The 25,238-nt window shown below is 61.7% G+C and carries 27 protein-coding genes; 11 read left to right on the forward strand and 16 right to left on the reverse strand.

The window, feature by feature from the left end:
- Nucleotides 1–79 precede the first annotated feature (79 nt).
- The 7 genes from FAA86_RS13360 (at nucleotide 80) to FAA86_RS13390 (ending at nucleotide 7,339) form a co-directional block, all read left to right on the forward strand.
- A complete protein-coding gene (locus FAA86_RS13360) occupies nucleotides 80–1,018 on the forward strand; it encodes a LysR substrate-binding domain-containing protein (protein ID WP_136541300.1) in 939 nt (312 codons plus the stop codon).
- A 164-nt stretch (nucleotides 1,019–1,182) separates the two neighbouring features.
- Nucleotides 1,183–2,415 carry a urate hydroxylase PuuD gene (gene puuD, locus FAA86_RS13365; RefSeq protein WP_136541302.1) on the forward strand — a complete coding sequence of 411 codons (1,233 nt, stop codon included), beginning with the start codon at nucleotides 1,183–1,185 and terminating at the stop codon, nucleotides 2,413–2,415.
- Between the two features lie 2 nt (nucleotides 2,416–2,417).
- Complete coding sequence (gene guaD, locus FAA86_RS13370) at nucleotides 2,418–3,731, forward strand: guanine deaminase (protein WP_136541304.1); 1,314 nt, start codon at nucleotides 2,418–2,420, stop codon at nucleotides 3,729–3,731.
- Nucleotides 3,732–3,738: 7 nt separating this feature from the next.
- A complete protein-coding gene (locus tag FAA86_RS13375; RefSeq protein WP_136541306.1) occupies nucleotides 3,739–4,158 on the forward strand; it encodes a hypothetical protein in 420 nt (139 codons plus the stop codon).
- Between the two features lie 28 nt (nucleotides 4,159–4,186).
- Nucleotides 4,187–4,621 (forward strand): potassium channel family protein, encoded by a 435-nt coding sequence (locus tag FAA86_RS13380; protein ID WP_136541308.1) that lies wholly within the window; start codon nucleotides 4,187–4,189, stop codon nucleotides 4,619–4,621.
- A 105-nt stretch (nucleotides 4,622–4,726) separates the two neighbouring features.
- The gene (locus tag FAA86_RS13385) at nucleotides 4,727–5,872 is read left to right on the forward strand and encodes an alpha-hydroxy acid oxidase (protein WP_136541309.1); all 1,146 of its coding nucleotides are present in this window, start codon (nucleotides 4,727–4,729) and stop codon (nucleotides 5,870–5,872) included.
- A gap of 129 nt (nucleotides 5,873–6,001) precedes the next feature.
- A complete protein-coding gene (locus FAA86_RS13390; protein ID WP_136541311.1) occupies nucleotides 6,002–7,339 on the forward strand; it encodes a TIGR02594 family protein in 1,338 nt (445 codons plus the stop codon).
- A 6-nt stretch (nucleotides 7,340–7,345) separates the two neighbouring features.
- Here the strand turns inward: FAA86_RS13390 and FAA86_RS13395 are convergent, their stop codons facing one another.
- The 6 genes from FAA86_RS13395 to FAA86_RS13420 all read right to left on the reverse strand — a co-directional run bounded on the left by FAA86_RS13395 (nucleotide 7,346) and on the right by FAA86_RS13420 (nucleotide 10,781).
- Entirely contained in the window at nucleotides 7,346–8,092 is a 747-nt protein-coding gene (locus FAA86_RS13395; RefSeq protein WP_136541313.1) for a metallophosphoesterase family protein, read from the reverse strand.
- The gene (uraH, locus tag FAA86_RS13400; RefSeq protein WP_113459705.1) at nucleotides 8,092–8,448 is read right to left on the reverse strand and encodes a hydroxyisourate hydrolase; all 357 of its coding nucleotides are present in this window, start codon (nucleotides 8,446–8,448) and stop codon (nucleotides 8,092–8,094) included. The genes FAA86_RS13395 and uraH overlap by 1 nt, the downstream gene beginning before the upstream one ends.
- A complete protein-coding gene (locus FAA86_RS13405; RefSeq protein WP_136541382.1) occupies nucleotides 8,445–8,945 on the reverse strand; it encodes an ureidoglycolate lyase in 501 nt (166 codons plus the stop codon). The genes uraH and FAA86_RS13405 overlap by 4 nt, the downstream gene beginning before the upstream one ends.
- Nucleotides 8,946–8,950: 5 nt before the next feature.
- On the reverse strand, nucleotides 8,951–9,316 hold the full coding sequence (locus tag FAA86_RS13410; RefSeq protein ID WP_102018186.1) for a HepT-like ribonuclease domain-containing protein: 366 nt from the start codon (nucleotides 9,314–9,316) through the stop codon (nucleotides 8,951–8,953).
- Nucleotides 9,313–9,606 (reverse strand): nucleotidyltransferase family protein, encoded by a 294-nt coding sequence (locus tag FAA86_RS13415; RefSeq protein WP_136541315.1) that lies wholly within the window; start codon nucleotides 9,604–9,606, stop codon nucleotides 9,313–9,315. The genes FAA86_RS13410 and FAA86_RS13415 overlap by 4 nt, the downstream gene beginning before the upstream one ends.
- Before the next feature lie 134 nt (nucleotides 9,607–9,740).
- Entirely contained in the window at nucleotides 9,741–10,781 is a 1,041-nt protein-coding gene (locus FAA86_RS13420) for a glutamine synthetase beta-grasp domain-containing protein (protein ID WP_113459710.1), read from the reverse strand.
- Between the two features lie 393 nt (nucleotides 10,782–11,174).
- On the opposite strand from FAA86_RS13420, the gene FAA86_RS13425 reads away from it, so the two are divergent.
- Nucleotides 11,175–11,354: a DUF2735 domain-containing protein gene (locus tag FAA86_RS13425; protein WP_113459711.1), complete on the forward strand. Its 180-nt coding sequence runs from the start codon at nucleotides 11,175–11,177 to the stop codon at nucleotides 11,352–11,354.
- A 100-nt stretch (nucleotides 11,355–11,454) separates the two neighbouring features.
- On the opposite strand, the gene alc is transcribed toward FAA86_RS13425, so the two are convergent.
- The 3 genes from alc to FAA86_RS13440 form a co-directional block, all read right to left on the reverse strand.
- Entirely contained in the window at nucleotides 11,455–12,477 is a 1,023-nt protein-coding gene (alc, locus tag FAA86_RS13430) for an allantoicase (RefSeq protein WP_136541317.1), read from the reverse strand.
- Between the two features lies 1 nt (nucleotide 12,478).
- Nucleotides 12,479–12,976, reverse strand: coding sequence for a 2-oxo-4-hydroxy-4-carboxy-5-ureidoimidazoline decarboxylase (gene uraD / locus FAA86_RS13435; RefSeq protein WP_136541319.1), 498 nt, complete (start codon nucleotides 12,974–12,976; stop codon nucleotides 12,479–12,481).
- Nucleotides 12,977–13,111: 135 nt separating this feature from the next.
- Nucleotides 13,112–13,969 carry an urea carboxylase-associated family protein gene (locus FAA86_RS13440; RefSeq protein ID WP_136541321.1) on the reverse strand — a complete coding sequence of 286 codons (858 nt, stop codon included), beginning with the start codon at nucleotides 13,967–13,969 and terminating at the stop codon, nucleotides 13,112–13,114.
- Between the two features lie 112 nt (nucleotides 13,970–14,081).
- On the opposite strand from FAA86_RS13440, the gene FAA86_RS13445 reads away from it, so the two are divergent.
- Nucleotides 14,082–14,978, forward strand: coding sequence for a LysR substrate-binding domain-containing protein (locus FAA86_RS13445; RefSeq protein ID WP_136541323.1), 897 nt, complete (start codon nucleotides 14,082–14,084; stop codon nucleotides 14,976–14,978).
- On the opposite strand, the gene FAA86_RS13450 is transcribed toward FAA86_RS13445, so the two are convergent.
- From FAA86_RS13450 to FAA86_RS13470, 5 genes are all read right to left on the reverse strand, one after another.
- Entirely contained in the window at nucleotides 14,956–15,237 is a 282-nt protein-coding gene (locus tag FAA86_RS13450; protein ID WP_136541325.1) for a helix-turn-helix domain-containing protein, read from the reverse strand. The genes FAA86_RS13445 and FAA86_RS13450 overlap by 23 nt on opposite strands.
- Nucleotides 15,234–15,545: a type II toxin-antitoxin system RelE/ParE family toxin gene (locus FAA86_RS13455; protein WP_246035068.1), complete on the reverse strand. Its 312-nt coding sequence runs from the start codon at nucleotides 15,543–15,545 to the stop codon at nucleotides 15,234–15,236. Before FAA86_RS13455 ends, FAA86_RS13450 begins: the two co-directional genes overlap by 4 nt.
- Nucleotides 15,546–15,599: 54 nt before the next feature.
- Nucleotides 15,600–16,520, reverse strand: coding sequence for an allantoinase PuuE (gene puuE, locus FAA86_RS13460; RefSeq protein WP_136541329.1), 921 nt, complete (start codon nucleotides 16,518–16,520; stop codon nucleotides 15,600–15,602).
- 91 nt (nucleotides 16,521–16,611) lie between these two features.
- Nucleotides 16,612–17,319, reverse strand: a complete 708-nt coding sequence (locus FAA86_RS13465) for a DUF1045 domain-containing protein (protein ID WP_136541330.1) — start codon at nucleotides 17,317–17,319, stop codon at nucleotides 16,612–16,614.
- A gap of 137 nt (nucleotides 17,320–17,456) precedes the next feature.
- The gene (locus tag FAA86_RS13470; protein WP_136541332.1) at nucleotides 17,457–18,665 is read right to left on the reverse strand and encodes an NAD(P)/FAD-dependent oxidoreductase; all 1,209 of its coding nucleotides are present in this window, start codon (nucleotides 18,663–18,665) and stop codon (nucleotides 17,457–17,459) included.
- Between FAA86_RS13470 and mnmC2 the strand changes: the two genes are divergently transcribed.
- Nucleotides 18,664–19,386: a tRNA (5-methylaminomethyl-2-thiouridine)(34)-methyltransferase MnmC2 gene (gene mnmC2 / locus FAA86_RS13475; protein ID WP_136541334.1), complete on the forward strand. Its 723-nt coding sequence runs from the start codon at nucleotides 18,664–18,666 to the stop codon at nucleotides 19,384–19,386. The two genes, FAA86_RS13470 and mnmC2, sit on opposite strands and share 2 nt — an antisense overlap.
- Here mnmC2 and FAA86_RS13480 read toward each other — a convergent pair whose 3' ends face one another.
- Both FAA86_RS13480 and FAA86_RS13485 read right to left on the reverse strand, forming a co-directional pair.
- Nucleotides 19,387–23,376: a PAS domain-containing protein gene (locus tag FAA86_RS13480; protein ID WP_167494975.1), complete on the reverse strand. Its 3,990-nt coding sequence runs from the start codon at nucleotides 23,374–23,376 to the stop codon at nucleotides 19,387–19,389. It abuts the gene before it with no gap.
- A 26-nt stretch (nucleotides 23,377–23,402) separates the two neighbouring features.
- A complete protein-coding gene (locus tag FAA86_RS13485) occupies nucleotides 23,403–23,627 on the reverse strand; it encodes a hypothetical protein (RefSeq protein WP_113465484.1) in 225 nt (74 codons plus the stop codon).
- Between FAA86_RS13485 and FAA86_RS13490 the strand changes: the two genes are divergently transcribed.
- Complete coding sequence (locus tag FAA86_RS13490) at nucleotides 23,617–25,203, forward strand: trimethylamine methyltransferase family protein (protein WP_136541338.1); 1,587 nt, start codon at nucleotides 23,617–23,619, stop codon at nucleotides 25,201–25,203. The two genes, FAA86_RS13485 and FAA86_RS13490, sit on opposite strands and share 11 nt — an antisense overlap.
- The last annotated feature ends 35 nt before the right edge of the window (nucleotides 25,204–25,238 follow it).

Here is a 25,238-nt window from a genome sequence, read left to right on the forward strand (position 1 = left end):
CGCGGTTTCAATCATCAGGTTTCTGATGCTCTTCTTGTGCCTGCAGTTGCGGCGGCAATCCAATTCAATTACGCTGCCCATGCATAAAGAGACCTTATCCATGAAACTGTCGAAACAGCTTCCCCTCAACGCCTTGCGCGTCTTCGAAGCCGTTGCGCGACTTGAGAGTTTCACCCGCGCCGGCGAAGAACTGGGCATGAGCCAGACGGCGGTAAGCTATCAGATCAAGCTTTTGGAAGCGCATGTCGGCGAGGCGCTTTTCCTGCGCAGGCCGCGACGCATTTCCCTGAGCGAATCCGGAGAGCGGCTCTTGCCGAAGGTCACCGAAGGTTTCGAACTGCTGCGCGAGGCGCTGGCCGATCTGCGCAATACGGCCGACGGCACGCTGATCATCCACGCCACCGCCACCTTCGCCTCGCAATGGCTGGCCCGCCACCTCGGCCTTTTCCAACTCAATAATCCTGGCATTGCCGTCCGGCTCGAGACCTCGCAGGAGGTGATCGATTTCAGCCGGACGGAGGCCGATCTCGCCATCCGCAGCGGCAAGGGCTTGTGGCCGGGGCTGCGGGCGCATTTCGTCATGCACAACCATTTCACGCCGATGCTGAGCCCAAAGCTCGCCGACAGCATTGGCGGCGTTCGCGAACCGCTCGACCTTTTGAAGCTGCGCATCATCGATCCGTCCGACCCCTGGTGGCGCATCTGGTTCACCGCGGCCGGCTATCCGGATGTCGAACTCGACTCGCACCAGCGCACCCGGCTCGGCGCGCAGTCGTTCGAGGCCGCAGCGGCTGTTGCAGGCCATGGCATCGCCATACTGCGGCCCGAATTCTATCCGGAAGAGATCGCCTCGGGCGCACTGATCCAGCCATTCGAACTCACCTGCGAAGATGGATCGCATTATTGGCTGGTGTATCCGGAAGCACGGCGCAATGCCGGCAAGATTCGAGCTTTCCGCGAATTCCTGCGCAGCACTCTGCCGAGCTTCGAGGCAATGCCGGCAGGCGCAAAAAGCTGAGGCACATCCGCCCGGCGCTGCCGAGACGCTGGTCAAAATCCGTGTCGAGGCCGAACGCAAAAAACTTCCCGTGCAGCTTTTGCTGCAGTGCGTCCTTTCCGCTTTCCTTCCCGCGGAATTTTTCGCAATGTCGATCCAACAGGGGAACATGAAAGACTTATCAGATGTATGAATACGCGATCGCCTGGGAATGGCTGTCCTTCGCCGTCCGCTGGCTGCATGTGATCACGGCCATCGCCTGGATCGGCTCGTCCTTCTATTTCATCGCACTGGATCTCGGGCTGGTAAAACGGCCGGGGCTTCCCGTCGGCGCTTATGGCGAGGAATGGCAGGTCCATGGCGGCGGCTTCTATCATATCCAGAAATATCTGGTCGCGCCGGCCTCGATGCCGGAGCATCTGACCTGGTTCAAATGGGAAAGTTATGCCACCTGGCTCTCGGGCTTCGCCCTGCTCTGTGTGGTCTATTATGGCGGCGCCGATCTCTTCCTCATTGACCGCACGGTATTGGACATCGAACCATGGCAGGCAATCGGCCTGTCGCTCGCGTCGCTCGCCGTTGGCTGGATCCTCTACGATCTCCTCTGCAAATCGCCGCTTGGCCGCAACACCTGGGGCCTGATGGCCTTTCTCTATGTCGTGCTGATCGCCATGGCCTGGGGCTATACACAAGTGTTCACCGGCCGCGCCGCCTTCCTGCATCTGGGCGCGTTTACCGCCACCATCATGTCGGCCAACGTCTTCTTCATCATCATCCCCAACCAGAAGATCGTCGTTGCCGACCTGATCGCCGGCCGCACGCCAGACCCGAAATACGGCGTGATCGCCAAGCAGCGCTCGCTGCACAACAATTATCTGACGCTGCCCGTCATCTTCTTCATGCTGTCGAACCACTACCCGCTGGCCTTTGCCACGGAGTTCAACTGGATCATCGCAGCCCTTGTCTTCCTGATGGGCGTCACCATCCGCCACTGGTTCAACACGACGCATGCCCGCAAGGGCAAACCGACCTGGACCTGGCTGGTCACGGTGCTGATCTTCATCGTCATCATGTGGCTTTCGACCGTGCCGAAGGTGCTGACCGGCGAGGAAGAGCAAGTGAGCCTCTCGCCGCGTGAACAGACCTTTGTTGCAAACGGCCATTTCGAAGCGGTGCGCGATGTCGTACAGGGCCGCTGTTCGATGTGTCACGCAGCCGAGCCCGTCTGGGAAGGCATTGCGCGGGCACCGAAGAACGTAAAGCTGGAAACGGACGGCGAGATTGCCGCCCATGCCCGTGAAATCTATCTCCAGGCCGGCCGCAGCCATGCCATGCCGCCTGGAAACATAACCGATCTCTCGCCCGAAGAGCGCCAGTTGCTCGTCGCCTGGTACGAGACGACGGTTCAAGGCAGATAAGAATGACAGAAACCCTGATCCGCGGCCGCCTCCTTTCCTTCCGTCGCGCCCCCGGGCACGCCGGCGACCGCGAGAGCTATCTCTATGAGGAAGACGGCGCGCTGCTGGTCCGCGATGGCAAGATTGCTGCGGTCGGCCCTTATGCGGAGGTAAAGCCGAAGGCCGGTGCTGACACGGCGGAGATCGACCACCGCCCGCATCTGATCCTGCCCGGCCTGATCGACTGCCACGTGCATTTCCCGCAAATGCAGGTGATTGCGTCTTACGCCGCCAACCTGCTGGAATGGCTCAACACCTATACCTTCCCGGAGGAATGCCGCTTCGTCGAAACGGCGCATGCCGAGCGGATCGCCACACAGTTCTTCGATGAATTCCTGCGCCAGGGCACGACGACGGCGGTTGCCTATTGCTCCGTGCACAAGGCCTCTGCCGATGCCTTCTTTGCCGAGAGCCTCCGTCGCGGCACGCTGATGATCGGCGGCAAGGTGATGATGGACCGCAACGCCCCGCAGGGCCTGCTCGACACGCCACAGCTCGGTTACGACGAGACCCGCGCCGTCATTGAGCAATGGCACGGCAAAGGCCGCAACCACGTCGCCATCACACCCCGCTTCGCCATCACCTCGACGCCTGAACAGATGGCGATGACGCAGACGCTGGCGGAAGAATTCCCCGACCTGCATATCCAGACGCATCTGTCTGAGAACCACGACGAGATCCGCTACACATGCGAGCTCTATCCGGACGCCACCGACTATACCGACATCTACGCCCGCTACGGCCTGCTCAGGAAGAAGGCGCTGTTCGGCCACGCGATCCATCTCTCGGATCGCGAGGCAGATGCCATGGCCGAAAGCGGTGCGGTCGCGGTGCACTGCCCGACCTCCAACCTCTTCCTCGGCTCTGGCCTCTTTCCGCTGAAGGCGATCCAACGGCGGGAGAAACCGGTGACCGTCGCGGTCGCCACCGATATCGGCGGCGGCTCCAGCTATTCCATGTTCAAGACCATGGACGAGGCCTACAAGATCCAGCAGATGCTCGGCGAACGTCTGAACCCGCTCGAAAGCTTCTATCACATGACGCTCGGCAATGCCGTGGCGCTCGACCTTGCCGACCGGATCGGCACGCTGGACGAAGGCACGGACGCCGATATCGTGGTTCTCAACGCTGCTGCGACCCCGGCCATGCGACTGCGCATGGAAACCGTGACGTCTCTGTCCGAAGAGCTTTTCCTCTTGCAGACGCTAGGCGACGATCGGTCGGTCGTTGAGACCTATGTGGCAGGCAAGGCCTCCAAGCCGGGAGCGGAGGCATAAGACGGTCATGAGCGAAAGCGGCTATTCCGGCACCCCTCTTCCGAAGAAACTCGGATTGAAGCCGGAATTTGCCGCTCTCTTCGTCGCTCTTTCGCCGGACCTTGACCATCTGACGGCTGATCTGCCCAAGGCATCACAGGCACCGACCCTTGAGGGCGCACAGGGCGCAAACCTCGACTACATCCATGTCTTCGCAACGGAGCGCGCACGCCTCGAAGACCATGCGCTTTGCCTGAAAGCCATGTTGAAGCCGGCGGGCATGCTGTGGATCTCCTGGCCGAAGAAAGCCTCGAAAGTCCCGACCACGATCACCGAGGATGTGCTGCGCACGATCTTCCTTCCGACGGGTCTCGTCGACGTCAAAGTCTGCGCCGTCACCGAGATCTGGTCGGGCCTCAAGTTCATGATCCGCAAGGACCTGCGTTGAACCACAGTCATCCGGAGGAGGATGCGTCGTGCTGATCACCAACCTCGCCTTGGGCACCTTGATGATCTCTCTCACGGTCGTCATCCACACCTTCGGCCTGATGGGCGTGACCCATGTGATGAGCTTCGTGACCGATCGCATCCGCCTGCACGGTCATCGCAGTCGCATGCTCGCCATGAACACCGTCGTCATCGGCGTTTTCGCGGTGCTGACGGCCGAAGTCTGGCTCTGGGCGAGCTGCTACTGGCTGATTGGCTTTCTCGATGATTTCGAAACCGCCCTCTACTTCGCCACCATCACCTTCTCCACCGTCGGCTATGGCGACGTCATCCCGCATCCGGAATGGCGCATGCTGGCGGCACTGCAGGGCGTGAACGGCTTTCTGCTGATCGGCTGGTCCACCGCTTATCTGGTCGCGGCGGGCATCCGCGTCGGGCCATTCCGATCCGGTGAGCACTTCTGAAAGGGACAAGAGGTAAAATTATCTTACCTCTGTCGCGTCTCCCCTGTTCACAGTCGGCTCCGTGGCATGATATGCCGATTGCAAGATATTGGCGGAGAGAGAGACATGGGGCCGATCCTTGAAATTTCCGATCTGAAGAAGCTCGCACGCAAACGCGTGCCGAAACTCTTCTTCGATTATGCCGACAGCGGCTCCTATACCGAGAGCACCTACCGGGCGAACGAGAGCGATTTCGCCAAGATCAAGCTCCGTCAACGTGTCCTGGTCGACATGAGCGGTCGCACGCTGGAAACGACGATGATCGGCGAAAAGGTGAAGATGCCCGTGGCGCTGTCGCCGACCGGCCTGACCGGCATGCAGCACGCCGATGGCGAGATGCTGGCGGCGAAGGCGGCGGAAGAATTCGGCGTGCCCTTCACGCTCTCGACCATGAGCATCTGCTCGATCGAGGATGTCGCGTCTGTCACCAAGCGGCCCTTCTGGTTCCAGCTTTACGTGATGCGGGACCGCGATTTCGTCGTGAACCTGATCGAGCGCGCCCGCGCCGCTGGCTGCTCGGCGCTCGTGCTGACGGCCGATCTTCAACTGCTCGGCCAGCGCCACAAGGATATCCGCAACAGCCTCGCCGCTCCGCCGAAGCTGACGCCGAAGCATCTCTACCAGATGGCGATCCGGCCGCGCTGGTGCTGGAACATGCTGCAAACCAACCGCCGCACCTTCCGTAACATCCACGGGCACGCGAAGAACGTCACCGACCTCTCCTCGCTGCATTCCTGGACGGCCGAACAGTTCGACCCGAAGCTCTCCTGGGCCGATGTCGAATGGATCAAGAAGCAATGGGGCGGCAAGCTCATCATCAAGGGCATTCTCGACGTCGAGGACGCGAAGATGGCCGCAGAAACCGGCGCCGACGCCATCATCGTCTCCAACCATGGCGGCCGCCAGCTGGATGGCGCCCATTCGTCGATCGCCATGCTGCCGAGGATCGTCGACGCCGTCGGCGACAGGATCGAAGTACATCTCGATGGCGGCATCCGCTCGGGCCAGGATGTGCTGAAGGCCGTCGCGCTCGGCGCCAAGGGCACCTATATCGGGCGCCCCTTCCTTTATGGCCTCGGCGCCATGGGCCAGGCAGGCGTGACCAAGGCGCTCGAGATCATCGCCAAGGAGATGGACATCACCATGGCGCTCTGCGGCAAGCGCCAGCTGGCGGATGTCGACAAGTCGATCATCGCGGAATACCCGTTCTGAGCCTGACCGGGCGCGGCTGCACAACCGGAAGCAACCGGCAATACGCAAGTCGCGCCTCATCGCTCGGTGGACGCGTGGCGAGCAGAAGATACTCTTTTCCCGCGAAATGACTTCGCGGGGGAGTTCATCATGACACGTACCATCATAGACACGCCCTACAGCGTGAAGGCGCGGGCGCACTCTCTGGCATCACAAGGCGTTCGCTGCGTGATCCGTTATTACAACCGTCAGAACAGCCAGACTTTCCCGGACAAGCGACTGACCAAGGCCGAAGCCGAGGCCATCGTCGAGGCCGGCATGTCGATTGCGGTGGTCTTTCAGCAGAACCACCGTCTGATCGGCGACTTCTCGAAGGACTGGGCCGCCAAGGATGCCGACGCTGCCTTGCGCTGCGCAGCGGATGTGGGACAGCCGGCAGGCAGTACCATCTATCTCGCCGTCGATCATGACTTCCTGGCAAACGAGGATCTGGCCACCATCGCCGCCTATGTCGAACACATGGCAGGAGCATTGCGCTCGGAAGGGTTCAAGATCGGCATCTACAGCTCCGGCCGGGTAGCGCGATTTCTGCAGTCGGCAAACCTCGTTGATCACGTATGGCTTGCTCGCCCCTTGGGCTGGTCGGGCAGCCGTGACTATCTGAAAGCGGATGCATGGAGCCTTTACCAGGATGCCGTCGGCCTGAAGATCGACGGGCTGGACTGCGACAGCAACATCACCCAGCCGAGCCGGCCGGATTTCGGCCAGTTCACCTTCGGCAACGCGCCCGCCATGGCCCTGGCACGCACGCTCGACACCGGCGGATCCCGCAGCCTCTACGAAATCGATGCCCGCGGCAGCCTCAATCTTCGCGGCGGACCATCGCTCGATTATCCCGTCATCCGCACACTCGCACCCGGAACCCGGCTGTATGGGCTGCAGCGCAGCGGGAACTGGATCCAGGTGGATGTCGAAGGCGATGGCCGACCCGACGGTTATGTGGCCTTGGACTATCTCGTTGCGCTGGCCGGCGACACGCGCGATCTCCCCGTCACAGGATTGCAGGCGATCGACATCGCCTATCGCGAACTGGAGCTTCAGGTGCGCGAGGTGCCGGGTGGCGCGAGCAATCCACGGATCGCGCTCTACTACCAGCGCATGGACGGCCGAGCCGCGACGCCGGATGATGGCGAGGTCGCCTGGTGCTCCTACTTCGTCAACTTCTGCTTCTCCGAAGTCGGGCAAATGGGGTCGGGCCGCGCCAATGCACGCTCCTGGATTACCTGGGAGCGACCTGTCGTCGGCGCTCCGCAACGCGGCGACGTCGTCGTTCTGTGGCGGGAATCGCCCGACAGCTGGAAGGGCCATGTCGGCTTCTTCGTCGGCTATGACGGAGACGACTGGCTCCTGCTCGGCGGCAACCAGGACGACGCGGTCTCGATCCGGCCCTACGACCCGAGCCGGGTTCTCGCCGTCAGGCGGCTGTGACCGGCTTCAGTCGAGGCGGCCGGTGGCAAGCCCGGCCGCCCAGGTGGGACGACGGTTGCGCCCGGCAAGCTGCGACTGTGTCATGTGATCATAAGGCACGAGGCGAAACGAGACGGACCAGCCGACAGGCGTCTCTTCCAGGATCGCATAGGAAGCTAGCGGGCTGCCGGCCTCCACCTTGTGATAGACCGGCGTATCATCGTCATAGGCCGGGCAGCCGACGCTGCCCGGATTGACGATCAGGCGTCCATCGGCGAGCCGGGCGGCGCGCGGCAGGTGTGTATGGCCGCAGAGGATGAGCGGCTGTTCGATACCCTCCGCCCAGGCCTCGATCTCCTGCCTGTCGCGCAGGACGACATTCCCCTCAGGAGTAACCTGATCGAGCCAGTAGGTGCCGTCGTCCTGGGGGCGGGCATGGCAGAGATAGGCGACATCCCGGAAGACGGCATCGAAGGGTAAGGTCCGCAGCCAGTCGAGATGCTGAGGGCTGAGCTGGCCGAACGCATCCGCTTCCCATTCATGCATGTCGCCGGCCGCATGTTCGATGAGATAGCGATCGTGATTGCCGCGGACGGTCAGGAGCCCGAGCGGCACGAGGATGTCGGCGGTTCCTCCGGCTTCGAGCGGCCCGGACAGGCAGTCACCGAGATTGACGATGTCGGAGGTCGCGATCCCCTGCGCCGCGATATCCGCGAGCACCGCCTTAAGGGCAGCAGCATTGCCATGAATGTCGGCGATCGCTGCAAACCGCATCAGCTGCCCCGATAGGTCGAATAGCCGTAGGGCGAGAGAAGCAGCGGCACATGGTAATGCGCCGTGGTGTCGGAGATGCCGAAGCGGATCGGGATCACGTCGAGGAATGGCGGCTCCGTCAGCGCGGAGCCTTTGCCTTTCAGATAGTCACCGGCATGGAAAAGCAATTCGTATTGTCCGACCTGGAACTCGTCGCCGATCAGCATCGGCCCACCATCGACACGACCGTCGTCATTGGTGAAGACCGTCTTGATCAGTTCCGCCTCCTCGCCCGTCATCCGCATCAACTGGATGCGCAGACCCTGGGCGGGTTTGCCGAGCGCTGTGTCGAGCACATGGGTGGTGAGGCCGGTCATATCTGGGGCTCCCGAATCATGAAGGGGGTCTCGAAGAAGAATTCCTCGAGATTGTTGCCGGGACCGTCGCGATCGACAACCAGGAAATCGCTGACTTCACCGATCGCCATCAGGGGATGGTGCCAGGTGTTGCGCCGATAGTTCACGCCCTGATGTGCACCGGCCAGAAACACCTGCGGCGCGCCGGGCTTGCCGCCCTTGTCGAGCGACACCGCCACCAGGAACGGCCGTCCCGACAGCGGGGAAAAGCTCTGGCTGCCGAAAGGGTGCCGTTCCATCATGCCGATCTCGTAGGGGAAGGCACGCGGCTGGCCCCGGAAGATGTTGACGATCACCTTAGCCCCCTCGCCCGTCACCTCGGGCGAAAACAGCGCATGAAAGCGTTCGGTCGTGCCGCCATTGATCAGCCGCATGGTCGAGGGATCGGCCTCGATCACCTCGCCGAAAGGCGCAAATGTTTCAGCCGTCAGCGGACGGATCGTCAGGTCGATGGGCAAAGGGGTCATTCTCCCTCGGGATAAATGTGGATTAGGGAGTCGACGATCCGAACCAGATCAAGCGCTTCATGCTTCGCAGTCTGGTACACATAATCGAGATTGATGTCGAAATACCCGTGCGCCATCCGGTTACGCATGCCACGGATCGTCACCCAATCGATTTCAGGATGCTCTGCAACGAAGTCCGGCGAAAACGCTTCGAGTTGGACAACGCTCTCGCTTGCCATCAAAAGGCTCATCCCGACGCCGCGTTGAACAAGAAGATTCGTGCGGAACTCTTGCAGACCGAGCGCACCCAACAGCTCATGGGCATCCAAGGATGCACTTCGGATCCGTTCGAGAAGCGAGCGAATACGATGTTCACGCTTCATATTGGCAGCGCTTCCGCCAGGATACGTCCCCGATGCTTCTGCGGTATCTCGCTAGTCGTCACCAGATGCACCGGCACTCCCTCTGCAAGATCTTCGAGGGCAGACTGCAACCCGCCAAGCGTCATCAGGGAAGAACCCGGAAGCGCATCGACGAGAATATCGAGATCACTGTCTGAGCGGTCTTCTCCGCGCGCAACGGAACCGAAGACACGAGGATTCGTCGCGTTGTGACGTGCTGTCACCTCGCGGATCAAAGCTCTCTTTCGTTCCAGTATATCTGACGGTCGCATCACCGGGCTCCTTGACGACAATATATGTCACAGCGGCCGCAAACAAAAGACGCCCGGCTGTTGCCTAGACGCCAGAAACGAAAACAGCGCCGGCGTTTCCACCGGCGCTGCAATCATTGTCGCTCAACCTGAAATCAGGCGGCAGACTTGGCGTAGTCGGCCGTCGGGACTTCGGAGATCGTCTTCAGGACGATGGAAGCGATCGCATAGGGGTCGCCCTGCGAGTTCGGGCGGCGATCTTCCAGGTAGCCCTTGTAGCCGTTGTTGACGAAGGAGTGCGGAACGCGGATCGAGGCGCCACGGTCGGCAACGCCGTAGGAGAACTTGTTCCACGGAGCCGTTTCGTGCTTGCCGGTCAGGCGCAGGTGGTTGTCCGGACCGTAGACGTCGATGTGCTCCTGCCAGTTCTTGGCAAAGGCCGCCATGAGGGCTTCGAAATATTCCTTGCCGCCCACTTCGCGCATGAAGGTGGTCGAGAAGTTGCAGTGCATGCCCGAGCCGTTCCAGTCGGTGTCGCCGAGCGGCTTGCAGTGGAATTCGACGTCGATGCCGTACTTTTCGCAGAGGCGGAGCAGCAGGTAGCGAGCGATCCAGATCTGGTCGGCAGCCTTCTTGGAGCCCTTGCCGAACACCTGGAATTCCCACTGACCCTTGGCCACTTCGGCGTTGATGCCTTCGTGGTTGATGCCGGCTTCCAGGCAGAGGTCGAGATGCTCTTCGACGATTTCACGCGCAATCGAGCCGACATTCTTGTAGCCGACGCCCGTGTAGTACGGACCCTGCGGAGCCGGGTAGCCCTGCTCGGGGAAGCCGAGCGGACGGCCGTTTTCGTAGAAGAAGTATTCCTGCTCGAAGCCGAACCATGCACCCTCGTCGTCGAGGATCGTCGCACGGCTGTTCGACGGATGCGGGGTGACGCCATCGGGCATCATGACTTCGCACATGACGAGAGCGCCGTTGGTGCGGGCCGGGTCGGGATAGATGGCGACCGGCTTCAGCACGCAATCAGACGAGTGGCCTTCGGCCTGCATCGTCGAGGAGCCGTCGAAGCCCCAGAGCGGCAGCTGTTCCAGGGTCGGGAAGCTGTCGAATTCCTTGATCTGCGTCTTGCCACGCAGGTTCGCTACCGGCTTGTAGCCATCGAGCCAGATATACTCGAGCTTAAACTTGGTCATGGTGCTCTCTCTTCAGTCTCGCGCCACTCATCGGCGCAACAGAGGGGTGATTCTCCGGCTTGCCCGGGAGTCGCATCCTAAAATGCAGGAAGCGTGCCAGTTTGCTCCGAGCCCTCGAATCCTGGCCATTTTGTCGCAGCCAGGCCGCGAAATTCCCGCGAAGCATGGGCTTTCTTTAACAGATACCGCTCATATTCAAGGAACCGCAGAGCCCAGCTGCGTGTTGTTGGAACACGACAGATCACGGAAGCACCGTGATGATTTTAAATTCATCACTTTTTCTTCGTGAACAATGCACACAAAATAGGCAATCTGCACTTTTCGTGTGCATATCAGTTTTGAATGTGATAGGGATGAAACATCGAAGAACTCGGTGAGACGAGAGGTAGTAGCATGACAACGAACATTGTTCGGGAATCGGCGAAGATCTACGAATTCCCGGTGCGTGATGCCGCAAGGCTGAATGCGATGCGCGAGCGCATGGCGCCCAAGCCCGTGATCTATGAAAGCGGCTCGGCCAGCTGGTATCACGAAGAGGCGATCCGCGAAGCCGAACAGGCCCGCAAGCAGTAATCGCCGTCACGGCAAACAGAAAAGCCGCCCGCATTGCGGACGGCTTTCAGCATGCGATGAGCGGGCCTTGAGCCCGCTCTTTTCGTTTCCACCCTGCTTTTCAGGCCTTGGTGCCGAAGAGACGCAGGCGCATCACGCCGCCATCGGGATGGACGCCAATGCGCACATGCGTGACCGGCCCGATCTTCTGGGCCTGATCCCCTTCATAAAGGTGCTCCGCATCCATCTGCATCTTCTGCCGCGTCAGGATCGGCTGCCACTGCTCGGAGGCCGCAATCTCGGCCTCGCTGAACGTGTCGCCGGCCTCGGGCAGATAGGCACCGAGCAGCTCGCAGGTATCGGGATAGTTGCCCTTGTAGAAATGCGTGTCGATCAGCACCCGGTTGATCACGCCGGCATGCCCGAGCCGGATGATCGCCCAGTCGTGACCGGGACCGCGGCGGCGCTTGGTTTCCCAGCCATCACCCATATTGGTGCCACGGCCGGGAGACAGGATCTTGTCGGGGCGGCCGTAATGCGCATCCGACCAGGCCAGCGCCTTGGCGCCATGGAAGATATAAGCGAGATCGATCTCTTCCGTCGCCCCGACCTTCGACCAGTCGAAATGGGCAGCGCCATAGACGCGCAGACGCGCAATGCCGCCATCGGGATAGATGTGCAGGCGCAGATGCGTCCAGACCTTGGAACTGTCGGCATTCGCAAAGAAATGCTGTGCGGAGGGTCCCAGCGGCGACTTGACCACCAGCTCCGTCCAGACCGTCGCGTCGGTCGGATCACCGTTCTCGACGAAAGCCGCCTCGATCGAGCAATGGGGCGGGTAGTTGCCGGTGAAGAAGCGGGTATCGACATCGAAGCCGAAGATGCGGCCCGGCATGGCCAGACGGATGATGGCGTGATCATGGCCCGGCACGCGCTTGCGACGGCTTTCCCAGCCATCCATGTACTTGCCGTTATCGTCATACAGATCCGGATCGAAGGCAGCCGGATCGTCATTGAGCATACGCGACAGCGGCGCAAAGAACTCGTCCGTCGAGGAGATGCCGACGGCACCCAAGCGGGCCGACGCGAGATTGACGGCACCGGCAGCAAACTCCGGCAGGGCGACGGTCGAGGTCTCAAGCATGTCAGTGTGTCTCCGGCAACAGAGCTTCGAGACGAAGCCTGGCGATTTTTTCCACCTGCTGGCAGGCGGTGTCGAATTCCTGGTCTCTGGCGTTGGTGATGCGCGTCTCGAAGGCGGCGAGAATGTCGTCCTTGGTCAGTCCCTTCACCGCGATGATGAAGGGAAAGCCGAACTTCTCGACATAATCAGTGTTGAGTTCGGTGAAACGGGCATGTTCCGCAGCGGAGAGCCGGTCCAGCCCCGCACCCGCCTGTTCGCGTTTGCTGTCTTCCGTCAGTTCGCCAGCGATTGCGAGCTTGCCCGCGAGATCCGGATGGGCGCGCAGCACGCCGAGGCGTTCGTCCGGGCTCGAGGTCCGGAAAATCATCGCCATCGCATCATGCACGTCGAGCGCATTCAGCGGCTCCTCGATCATGCCGGCATCGAAGGCCCGTTCCGCAATAAAGGGCGAATGTTCGAACACCCCGCCGAAACGCTGAACGAAGTCCGCTCTGTCCATGCCCTGATCCATCTGTCATGAGGCCGCGGCTGAAAAAGCGCGGCGAAGGGAAGCGCTTCGCTGATCGACGCGAAGCAGTCGACGGAAGGATTAGCCGAGGCTCAGACGCTTGTCGAGTTCCCCCTCGCGACTGGATCAGACCTGCAGCTGATAGCCGTTCCGCTCCGGAAACGGCCAGTCTGCAAGCAGGCTCATGTCGGGCCGGTAGATCTCCACCTTGAGCGGATAGCATTTGGCCGCATCGCTCGAATGGCTGGTGCTGCAATCGCCACCCGGGCAGGCTGAGAGGGCGCCGAGAAGGTCGATCTCGGCGAACATCTCGAGGAAATCGCCGGGACGCACCGGGCTTGCCTTCATGAAATACTGCTGCGTGTCGCGAGTGAAGCCGGTGCACATGAAGACATTCAACACATCATGCACATGCGGCTCGGCGGCCTTGATGTCGATACCCTTGTATTGCGACAGCGCCCGGCAAAGGTTCGAATGGCAGCAGTGGTGGTAGTCGCCGCCGGAGAGCAGCCGGTTGGTGTAGGGATCGCAGCGCGTGCCGATCACGTCATGCACCCCGCCGCCGAATTCGTCGAAGCCGTACCAGCCGAGCGTATCATGGCTGATCGTCGCCATGGGGCGCAGCGACGGCAGATTGCTCCAGAGGCGGTTGCCTGTGGTTACATGAGTGGCATGCAGTGCCCGCGTCTTGCCGGAAAAGAAGCGTTCGGAAAGGTCGTTGGCGTTCCAGAGGTTCAGGTCGCCGACCTGCGGCCCCTCGACGCTGACGATGCGGAAGAAATGCCCCTTCGGCACCTCGAATGTGCTGCCCTCGCGCGGCGGCACGATCACCTCGCCGACCTTCTCCATCGTCGCTCGCGCGCGCTCCAGGATGCCCATGTCGGGCGCTTTCAACGACTCCACCGGATAGCAGACGACAGGCTTGACCGCCCGGCGGGCAGCCGCATCGGCAGGAACGGGGACGTTGGCGTTGAAGGGGGACATGAAAGGCTCCGGGATCGGTATGAGACGTGGGCCAAAAACTGCCCCACCTCCCCTCGGCTGACAACTGTCCCTCTTCTTGCCCCATGGGCAAGTCTGGCTTAGTCATGCGGTGATGAAGCTCCCACCACCAGCCACCCTTCGGGCCTTCGAGGCCGCCGCCCGCCGCGAAAGCTTTCTCCAAGCTGCAACCGAGCTCGGCATGACGGCCGCGGCCGTCAGTCAGCATGTGAAAGCATTGGAAGACTGGCTGGGTGTCGCTCTTTTCGAACGTCGTCCGCGCGGTGTGCGGCTGACTACCGACGGTCGCGAGTTCGGGGCTGCCTGCTCGGAAGGTCTCGGCCATATCGCCCGCGCGGTCGAGCGCTTGACGGCCCGCCGCGGCGGGTCGCGCGTCAGCCTCGCCTGCAAACCCTCCGTCGTGAACCACTGGCTCGGGCCCCGACTGCCCCGCTTTCGGGCAGCACATCCCGAGATCCAGGTCTCGGTCGTCTATCCGCTTGGCGCATTGACGCCGGATGAGGCAGGCACCGATCTGCTGATCCGCCACGGCACGCGACAGCCAGCCCGGGCGGAGCGCATCCTGGATGCCGCCACCCGCCCGACCTGTTCGCCGTCCTATCTGGAAAAATACGGACCGATCACCAAGCCAGCCGACCTTCTGACACAGCATCTGCTGCATGATGCGACGGAAGCCGCTTGGCAAACCTGGCTCGCCGCACAGGGCATCAATGGCCCGACCCCGTCAGGTCCACTCTATGCCGATTTCAACCTGCTGGTCAGCTCGGTGCTCTCGGGCCTCGGCATTGGTCTCTGCCCGACAGCTCTGATATCAGACCATCTGGCGGCGGGCACGCTGACAGTCCTGTTCGACGAAGCCGCCGATCAGGACAAGGCTTATTGGCTGCTGTCAGGCCCGGATCTGTCAGACCCCGCCGCGACCTTGCGGGACTGGTTGTTGGAGGAGGCGAAGGTATCGCCTGTAAACATCACTCTGCCGGGACCAAATTGATCTCGAGCTTCAGGCCGGCCGCCGCCGCATACCGTCGTAGAGTCGTCAAAGATGGGGAAACACCGCCGCCTTCGAGCCGCGCAATAGCCGACTGCGTTGTCCCCATACGCTTGGCAAGTTCAGCCTGAGAGATATTGCCTTCTGTACGAGCACGAACCAGGGCCTCGACGATCTGGAATTCGGCATCGGCCTTCTCATACTCAGCCCGAAATTCTTCGCTCTGCATGAGCGTCTTTTTCAGATCAGCAAGCTTCGTCATCTTTGTATCTCCTGCAATCTCGCTCTCGCAAGTTCGAGCGCGCGCTGCGGTGTCTTCTGCGTCTTCTTCTGAAAGACGTGCAAGACAACCACTCTTCTGCCTGTCATGGTCACATAAATACCGCGAGCAATCCCCTCAGCGGACTTCGCCCTCAGCTCCCAGAGCTTCCCTTCGAGATGCTTGACGTGGGGCTCGCGGAGCTGTTCCAGCCCCAGACGCTCGACAGCTTCCAGCAACCGAACGACGCGGGCCTGGAGTCCTGGCGGCAAAGCCAGGATCTCGGCATCTGCTTCACGGTGGGTTTCCACGTGCCATAACATGCACGCTATATAGCATGCGCGCTATAATCCTTCAAGAAGATCTCACCACGCCGGCTTGTGATGCTTGTGCCAGTGCTCGGCAATCTCGATGCGCTTCGGCACCCAGACCTTTTCGTGGCTGGTCACATAATCGATGAACCGCGCCAGCGCCGCAGCGCGCCCCGGCCGGCCGACGAGGCGGCAGTGCAAACCGACGGACATCATCTTCGGGCTGCCGTTCTTTCCCTCCTCGTAGAGCACGTCGAAGGCGTCCTTGAGATAGGTGAAGAACTGGTCGCCGGAATTGAAGCCCTGTGGTGTGGCAAAGCGCATGTCGTTCGTTTCGAGCGTATAGGGAATGATCAGGAAGGGCTTGCCATCGAGATCCGGCACCCAGAACGGCAGGTCGTCTGAATAATTGTCGGAGGAATATATGAAGCCGCCCTCCTCCATGACGAGGCGCAGCGTATTCATGGACGGCTTGCCCTGATACATGCCGAGCGGATGCGAGCCGGTCAGCTCTTTGTGCAGGCGGACCGCCTCCTGAATGTGCTGCCGCTCGACCTCCTCGGGAAAGTCCTTGTATTCGAGCCAGCGATAGCCGTGGCTGGCGATTTCCCAATCCGCTTCCTTCATCGCCGCGACCGCTTCCGGATTGCGCGCCATGGCAAGCGTCACGCCATAGACGGTAACCGGCACCTTGCGCTCGGTAAACATCCGCCAGAGCCGCCAGAAGCCGGCGCGCGAGCCATATTCGTAGATCGATTCCATGTTGAGATTGCGCTGGCCGGCCCAAGGCTGGGCGCCGACGATTTCGGACAGCAGGCATTCGGACGCCGGGTCGCCATCGAGAATGCAGCTTTCGCCGCCCTCTTCGTAATTCACCACGAACTGCACCGCGATCCGCGCATCTCCGGGCCATTTCGGATCGGGGATATCACGGCCATAGCCGATCAGGTCGCGGGGATAAGGAGCAGTCGTCATCGGTTCACCTCTCGTGTTTTGACGCGAGGCTATTGGCGACGGCGGCACCTGTCGAGATGGCAAGACACAGATTTTGCTGCAGCGCGAAGCGTCAGGCGATCTTGCGGCTCGAAACCCGCCCCAGCGGATGCAGGGAATGCACGGTGAAGGGCGCGCCACGCTCCGGTTCGACGAAGAGCGCGAGATTGGTCACGACGACCGGTTCGGCCAGCACCGGATCGAAATGCGCCTTCAGCCCCTGCTCGATACGGGGAAAGTCCCGCGCCAGCAGCGGACCGGTCAAGGTCATGTGGAAACGGAACTCGTCCATCACATAAGGATGGCCCCAGCGGCTCAGATTGCTGAATTGCGGAGCCGAAAGCCGCTCCGGATGTCGCCGCTCAATTTCCGCTTCGGTGAGCGGCGCGCGGAACCCGTCGAAGGCTTGAACGACGGAGGCGGCGAGATGATCGACCTCCGGACAAGGGCGTTCCAGGATCAAGCCGAAAACGTCACCGATGCGGCCAACCGAAAGCCCGTCCAGCACCACGGGCTCCATGCGGCCGGCAAAATGCATGAGTTCGCGCAGGAGAGCGCTTTCGCTCGATCCCTCGCTCAAACGAAACGGTGCCTTGAAGGTCGCATGAAAGCCGAAGCGGCGGGGCAGCGCCGTGTGGAAGGCGATCTCGTGCACACCGATGCCCTTGAGACCCGGATGCTCCTCCGCCTCACCCGAAAAAACGTTGCGACCAAGCCAGCGCGCCGCTGCATCGGCGAGCGGTTCACGGGCAGGCGGCGTAAAGCAGATGGCATAGCGCATGTCGAGCACCTCGCACTGGCTCGGGTCGGAACTTTAGCAGTTGCCGTTACAAGCCGGTGGATAGGTGATTTGCATGACAGTATCACGAAGCGGCCTGCGCTAATTTCCTGCGCAGACGCCCGCAGAACCCTAGCATTTCAGGGTATTTCGGCAATTTCCTCATCATTTGCACGACGAGCAGCCACCGAAACGTGATGCGTGAGGCTGAAGCTGTGAGGAAGCGCGAGACGTTTACCCGCAATCGAATCAAGCACTGCATCGGCCAGGAGATGCGCGATGCCGAAGCTCACCTTGAACCCGCCCGTCAGCGCATGCACATGCGGGTGGTCGGGATGCGGCCCGACCATGGGATCACGATCGATGGCCTTGGGCCGCAGCCCCGCCCAGCGCTCCAAGACCTCGGCCTCTCGCAGAACCGGAGCCAGCTCGCGCGCCTCGGCGATCAAGGCGTCGAGCTGCGTATCGGTCGAAAAGGGATCGTCATACCGGTTCTCGCTGGTGCTGCCGATCGCCACACGTCCGCCCTCATGCGGGACGACATAGAGGCCATCGAGATAAAGAAGCGGCAGATCATCTGGCAGATCGGCCTTCAGCAGCGCCGCCTGCCCTTTCACGCCCCGACCGAGCGATTTCCCGAGCTCTGGCCCCACCATCTCGAGCAGAGGAAAGGAGCCGACACCGGCCGCGACCAGGAGATCACCGAATCCGATGGCCGACCCGTCTTCCAAGGCCACACTCCTGGCAGCCGCATCGATTGATCGGACGGCCTGGCCTTCAATGACACGCACATGCCGTGATCGGGCCAACAACTGCCTGATGCTTGCCATCAAGCCGCGCGGCGAAACCCGCCCGGCAAAACTGTCGAGGACGATACCCGCCTCGGAAAACTGTCGTGACGGCCAGTCGGTGAAAGGGCTCTCATCCGTCACGGACCAGTCGAAGCGGCGGCCGGACTGGTCCCAATTCGTCTGAGCCTCATCCGAATGGCGTTCCGCCAGCGGCCGCAGATGCGGTTTCGGCAAAGGGATGAGCCGGCCGCATCGGCGATAGCCGGTGGAGAGCCCGCTCTCGGCCTCGACGGCAGCGATCTCGGCCTCCAGCGTGAGCAGCCCCTCGAATTGCAACTGCTTCTTCTCGTTCCAGCGGTCCGGCATATGCGCCATCAGCGCGCCGAGCAGGCCGCCGCTGGCACCGCTGGCGATGCCGGCCCCGTCGATGAGAATGGTGTCGATGCCGCGCCGGTCTGCTTTCAGCGCAGCCCAGAGGCCCATGATGCCGCCGCCAACGATCACGAGTTCTGCCCGCAATTGACCTGACACCGCAGCCGTCTTATCGGACATGGCCATGACCCATTCGAATTCCACGCCGGACAATCCCGACACTGCACCGCTCACCTGGCATGACGGCGATATGCCCTTTTCGACCGCCTTTGGCGACCATTTTTATTGCCAGACCGATGGGCGGCTGGAATGCGGCCACGTTTTCCTTGCCGGTAACGGTTTGCCAGAGCGCTGGCGTGAGGCCGAGCAGTTCACCATTGGAGAACTCGGCTTCGGCACCGGCCTCAACGCCTGTGAAACCTGGCGCCAGTGGAAGGAGCATCGTCAGGCGGGTGCTTACCTGCATTTCGTCTCCTTCGAGCTCTTCCCCATGCAGGCTGCCGAAATCGACCGGGCACTGTCCCGCTGGCCGGAAATCGATGCCGAGCGCAAGGCCCTGGTCGCGCTCTGGCCGTCATCGCCTGCAGGCGTAGTGACGATTGAACTCGACGGTCAGACCCGGCTTTCCGTCGTCTGCGGAGACGCCTTCGAGAACCTGACGGCAAGCGACCTCCGCTTCGACGCCTGGTATCTCGATGGCTTCGCGCCGTCTCGCAACAGCGCCATGTGGTCGGCGGAACTAATGCAGAGGGTTCATGACACGACGGTCGAGGGCGGCACGTTCGCGACCTACGCCGCCGCAGGCTTCGTCCGCCGCAACCTGATTGCCGCGGGTTATGCCGTGGAAAGACGTGTGGGCTTCGCCGGCAAGCGGGAAATGCTGTGCGGGGTCAGGCAGGCGGCCTGATCAGCCCTCGGACCCGGCGGCGGCCAGGATCGGCCGGCCGCTCCACTGCTCGATCTTGCGCATCAAGAGCTCCGGCGAAATCGGCTTGGAGAGATAGTCGTCCATGCCGGCGGCGAGGCAAGCCTCCCGGTCGCTGTCGAGCGCATGGGCCGTGACCCCGATGATCGGGATGCGGTCGCCCGGCCCGAGACCTTCTTCGCTGCGGATGACGCCGGTTGCCTGATGGCCGTTCATCACCGGCATCGAAACATCCATGAGGATCAGATCCGGCGGTTCGCTGCGCCAGGCCTCCACCGCCTCCTCGCCATTGCCGACGATGCGATAGGCAATGCCACTGCCGGTCAGGATCTGCCGGAAAACGATCTGGTTGACCGGATTGTCCTCTGCGATCAGCACCCGAAGCGCGCTGTCATCGCGTGGAGCGACCGGTGCTGGCCTCGGCTCGACCGGCAGGGGCGCGCGTGGCGCAAGCGGAGCCGGTGTGGCCATCTGACGCAAGCGAGGTCCGTTCACCCCATGGACGCGTGCGGTCCGGACCACATCGATGATCGCGCCGCGCAGGACATTCGCGCGGGCAGGCTTCATCAGATGCGCCTGGATCTTCAGGCTCTCGAAGAGACGGTCATCCCCCACCATATCCATCGAGGTGAGGAAGACGAGGGAAATATCGTCGAATCGGCTGTCGCTGCGGATCGCCTTTGCGACATCGATGCCGTTCATGTCGGGCATCTGGTAGTCGATCACGACCACGTCGATCGCAAGCCCTTCCCTATGGGCTGCGCTGAGGATCTGCAGGCCGGTTTCTCCGTCCGGAACGGCAAGGCCGTCGAAGCCCCACATCTGCAATTGTTCAGTAATGATGCGCCGATTGACAGCGTTATCGTCAATGACGAGAACCCGCGCATCCTTGACGGTCGCCGGCAATTCTTTCTGCCGGCGCCGCTCCGCGACGATGGCGAGCGGCAATTCGACGGTGAAGGCAGAGCCCCGCCCGACTTCCGATTCGACATGAAGCTTGCCGCCGAAGAGCCTGACCAGCCCTGCGGTGATCGCAAGCCCGAGGCCCGTCCCCTCGTGGCGGCGTGTCGAGGAGGTGTCGACCTGCGAGAACTTCTCGAAGATCTTCGCCTGCATCTCCTCGGGGATCCCAATGCCGGTGTCTTCGATGCGGAGCTTCAGGACCGCCTGGCCGTCCGCCTGCGGCTCGGCCGAAACCTCGAGATGCACATGGCCCTTCTCGGTGAACTTGATCGCATTGCCGAGCAGGTTCGTCACAATCTGCCGGAAACGGCCGGGATCGCCCATGAAGGTGTGGTTGACCTTCTGGTCGCCAGAGACAACGAGCTCGATATCCTTCTCCGCAGCCGCGGCCGACAGGAGCGTGGCGACATCTTCAATCGCCTCGACCGGATCGAAGGGCGACTTACGCAGCTTCAGCTGGCCGGCATCGATCTTTGAGAAGTCGAGGATGTCGTTGATGATGGTGAGCAGCGCATTGCCCGATTTCACCATGATGTCGACAAAGGTCTTCTGCCGGCTGTCGAGTTCGGATTTGGACAGGAGTTCCGCCATGCCGAGCACACCGTTCATCGGTGTGCGAATTTCATGGCTCATATTGGCAAGGAAGTCGGACTTTGCCTTGTCGGCGGCTTCGCTGCGGGCCAGCAGCACCTCGAGCTCTGCTTCTCGCGCCTTCAGCTCGGTAAAGTCGGTAAGCACGACCACGCAGCTGCGCTCACGCCCGAAAGTCGCCTCCAGCTTGACCCAGGTCTTGCCATTGGCGAGGAAACTCGTGGAAACGGCGTTCGCGCTGTGCAAGGCCGATTGCCACTGCTGAAGGATGCTCGAGGCTTCCGCACCGAAATCGCCACGCGCCGCGCAGTATTCGAAAATCGGCCGCCAGCTTGCGCCGGGCGCGATGAGGTCGTCGGGAAGGCCAAGGATGTGCGAGAAGGACGGATTGACCTCAGCAATTCGCCCCTGCTCGATCATCATCAGGCCCTGTGTCATCATCCGCATGGATTCCTGAACGAATCTGCCGAGCCGCTCCAGCTGCTGCTGGGCCTGGTCGATCTCCCGTTCCCGCGCCCGCATCTCGGTCAGATCGGAATAGGTGAGCAGGATCTTGCGGTCGTGCAGGCGCGTGATGGTCGCCAGCACGAACTTGCCATCGTCGTAAGCAAGCTCGGTCACATGCGAGCCTTCGAGCGCATCGAACTGCGCGATCCGGGCGCGGTACCCCTCTTCGAAATCCACACCCGGCCAGGCATAGCCGAGCTTGTAATTCTGTTCGCAATAGGAGCGGAAACTCGAGCCACTCAGCTTGATGTCGGCCGGCCAACGCCAGATTTCGCGGCACTTCTCGTTGGCGAACTCCACCACGTAGTCGGAATCGATGATCACAACGCCGACCGGCATCACCTGCAGCATCGACACGATGTCGGCATAAAGCGACTCGGCCCGGGCCTGAGCCGCCATCAGCGCTTCTTGCCCCTTCTTGAGCATGGAGATGTCGTTGACCGAGCCGACGAGATAATGCTTCTTCTGCGCGGTGGTGATCCGGCTCAGGCGCGTAATGACCGAGATCTCCTCGCCGTCACGAACGACAACTTCCCTGTTCTTCTCGATCATCTCACCGGTGGCAAAGATGCGAAGGTTCTCTTCCTTCATGATCTTGCCATGCTCGGGCCATAGCTCTTCCTCTGTCAGCCCGTAAATGTCTTCCCGGCGCTGGCCATGCAGGTCTTCATAGGCCTTGTTCACGTAGATCATCCGGCGATCGGGATCGCGAATGAACACCGGCACCGGCATCTGCTCGAGTGCTGCGCGATAAAGGAGCGTTTCTTCCTCGCGCTGGATGACATCCGAGACATCCGAATAGGTGAGCAGGATCCGACCGCCATCCAGCCGACGGCTGCCGCCGGCCAGCGCCCGGCCCGACGGTGTCTTCACGTCGATCAGCGGGCCCTCCTCAAGGCTCACCACTTGCTTGATGCGATAATCCACACGCTCATCAAGCTCTTCGCGCGAAACGCCGGTACCGCTGCGTCCCATGGTCCGCAGCAGGAACTCCCGATATCCCATGCCGATCAGCGACAGGGGCGGGTCGAACTCGGTCATCTCCACGGCCGCCGGATTGGCGAACGAGATCCTGAGATCCGGGTCGAGCACGATGATCCCGACTGGAAGCGAGCCCATCAGGCTGTGCAGGTGCGCCTGGAGCGCTTCCGACTCCTGCCGCACCGCTTCCAGCTTCCTCTGTTCCTCCCGCAGCGGAGAAAGGTCGGTGATGGACCCGACGATGTAGCGCGCTCCATCCGGACCCGTCACCGCGCCGGTTCGGGTCAGCACAGGAACCCGCGTTCCGTCCGCCTGGATGAAGGTATCCTGAACTTCCTCGGTTATGCCCGTTGCGAGCACATGGCTGTTGCCTTCGAAATAGGCCTGCCCCAGCTCCGGAAACATCTCCTGCTCGGTCAGCCCGACCAGTTCTTCGATCGGCCGGCCGACGATTTCGGCATAGGCACGATTGGCAAACAGCAGCCGGTGGTCTTCCCCGCGGAAATAGGTGGCGATGGGATATTGTTCGAGCACAGCCTGAAAGACAGCAGTCGACGGAAGCGTCTCGGAAGCGGCACCCGCGTTTACAGGCGCCGACGAACGTTCTTCCATGAAACCAAAGAGATAAATCCGGTCGTCATCGTCGAAGAAGCGCTCGATATGCAGGATGCGCGCGGGCCCAGACGGCTCCGGCCGCAGATGCAATTCTTCCTCTTCGCCGAAGACGAGCACGCGCCGCTCGCGGTCATCCCGATGGTCATCGAGATTGGCGCCGAGGATTTCCCGATCGCTGCGGCCGATAAAGCTTTCAGGCGCGAGATTGTGAAGCAGCGCGAAAGCAGCATTGACCGCGACATAGCGCAGTTCGCTGTCCTTGACATACGCAGGCAGGTCAAGCGCGGCAATCTTGTCGCGGACTAGCTCGAGCAAGGCGCTTCCCCGGGTCAAATCTCTGTTCACCATGAGATCAATGACTTGTTTTGGTAAACAGCGAGTAAGCAGAGAACAATCTGATACTTAAAAAGCGAATACAGATAGACCTTCTGCCTCGCGACAAACAGCTGACCATGCCACTGTTCCAGATGAGCCGGTTTTTCGTCGCAAACGGCAATGCCTTTTGCGGCCCGAACCTGCGAGACTTGATGTCGAATTTGACACAATGGATCGACCATGAGCGACATTAGCATCTCCGCCTTGTCCGAGACTGAAACCCCGTCGGCCGGTGGCGAACGCCGCAGACGCACCGGCGGCCGCGGCGGCGAGCGCAGCCGCGCAGGTGCTGCGGGCAAGTATCGCAACCTCGTCAATCGCCTCGCCAAGACCGAGCTGCTCGATCCGGAAGCACTCGACGCCATTCACGATGCGTCACTGACCATCCTCGAAGAAATCGGCATGGACATCATGCTGCCGGAGGCCCGCGCCATCATGAAGGCGCATGGCGCAGAGGTGACAGAAGGCTCCGATCGCGTCCGCTTCGATCGCCACCTGATCATGGACATGATCGCGTCCGCTCCGCGCGAGTTCCAGATGTTCGCCCGCAATCCCGAGCGCAACGTCAAGATGGGCGGCAACAACCTGGTCTTCGCCCAGATCGCCTCCGCCCCCTTCGTCGCCGACCGCGAAGGCGGCCGCCGCGCCGGCAACCAGGAAGACTTCCGCAAGCTGGTGAAGCTTGCCCAGTGCTATGACGTGATCCACACGACCGGCGGTTATCCGGTTGAGCCGATCGACATTCATGCCTCAGTGCGCCACCTCGACTGCCTCTCCGACATGGTGAAGCTGACCGACAAGGTCTTCCACTGCTACTCGCTCGGCAAGCAGCGCAATCTCGATGCGATCGAGATCGCCCGCATCGGCCGTGGCATCTCCATGGAGCAGATGGAGATCGAGCCTTCGCTCTTCACCATCATCAATTCGTCCTCGCCGCTCCGCCTCGACGGCCCGATGCTGCAGGGCATCATCGAAATGTCCTCGCGCGGCCAGGTCGTCGTGATGACGCCCTTCACGCTGGCCGGCGCCATGGCGCCCGTCACCATCGCCGGCGCCGTCGTCCAGCAGAATGCCGAAGCCCTCTGCGGCATCGCCTTCACCCAGATGGTCAAACGCGGCGCCCCGGCCGTCTATGGCGGCTTCACTTCGAATGTCGACATGAAGAGCGGCGCTCCGGCCTTCGGCACGCCCGAATACATGAAGGCGGTCATCGTCGGTGGCCAACTCGCCCGCCGCTACGGCATCCCCTACCGCACCTCCAACACCAATGCCGCCAACACGCTCGATGCCCAGGCGGCCTACGAGAGCGTCTTCTCTCTCTGGGCCCTGACGCAAGGCGGCGGCAATTTCATCATGCATTCGGCCGGCTGGACCGAAGGCGGCCTGACGGCGTCCTTCGAGAAGTTCATCCTAGACGTCGACATGCTGCAGATGGTGGCAGAATTCCTCACCCCCCTCGATGTCAGCCAGGACGCGCTGGCGCTCGATGCGGTCCGCGAAGTCGGCCCCGGCGGCCACTTCTTCGGCACCGCCCATACCCTCGCCCGTTACGAGAGTGCCTTCTATTCGCCGATCCTCTCCGACTGGCGCAATTTCGAGACCTGGACCGAAGCCGGCCGCCCGACCACTTACGACCACGCCAACCGGATCTTCAAGGAGAAGCTCGCCACCTACGAGCGTCCGGCAATCGATCCCGCTGTCGAGGAAGAACTCGACGCCTTCGTCGCCAAACGCAAGGCCGAAGGCGGGGTTGCGACGGATTTTTGAGGCGCCGGATCCGGCCCATCGAAGCAGATTCGAGC

It is taken from the genome of Rhizobium rosettiformans W3, from assembly GCF_004912135.1.
GTDB classification, from domain to species: domain Bacteria; phylum Pseudomonadota; class Alphaproteobacteria; order Rhizobiales; family Rhizobiaceae; genus Allorhizobium; species Allorhizobium rosettiformans.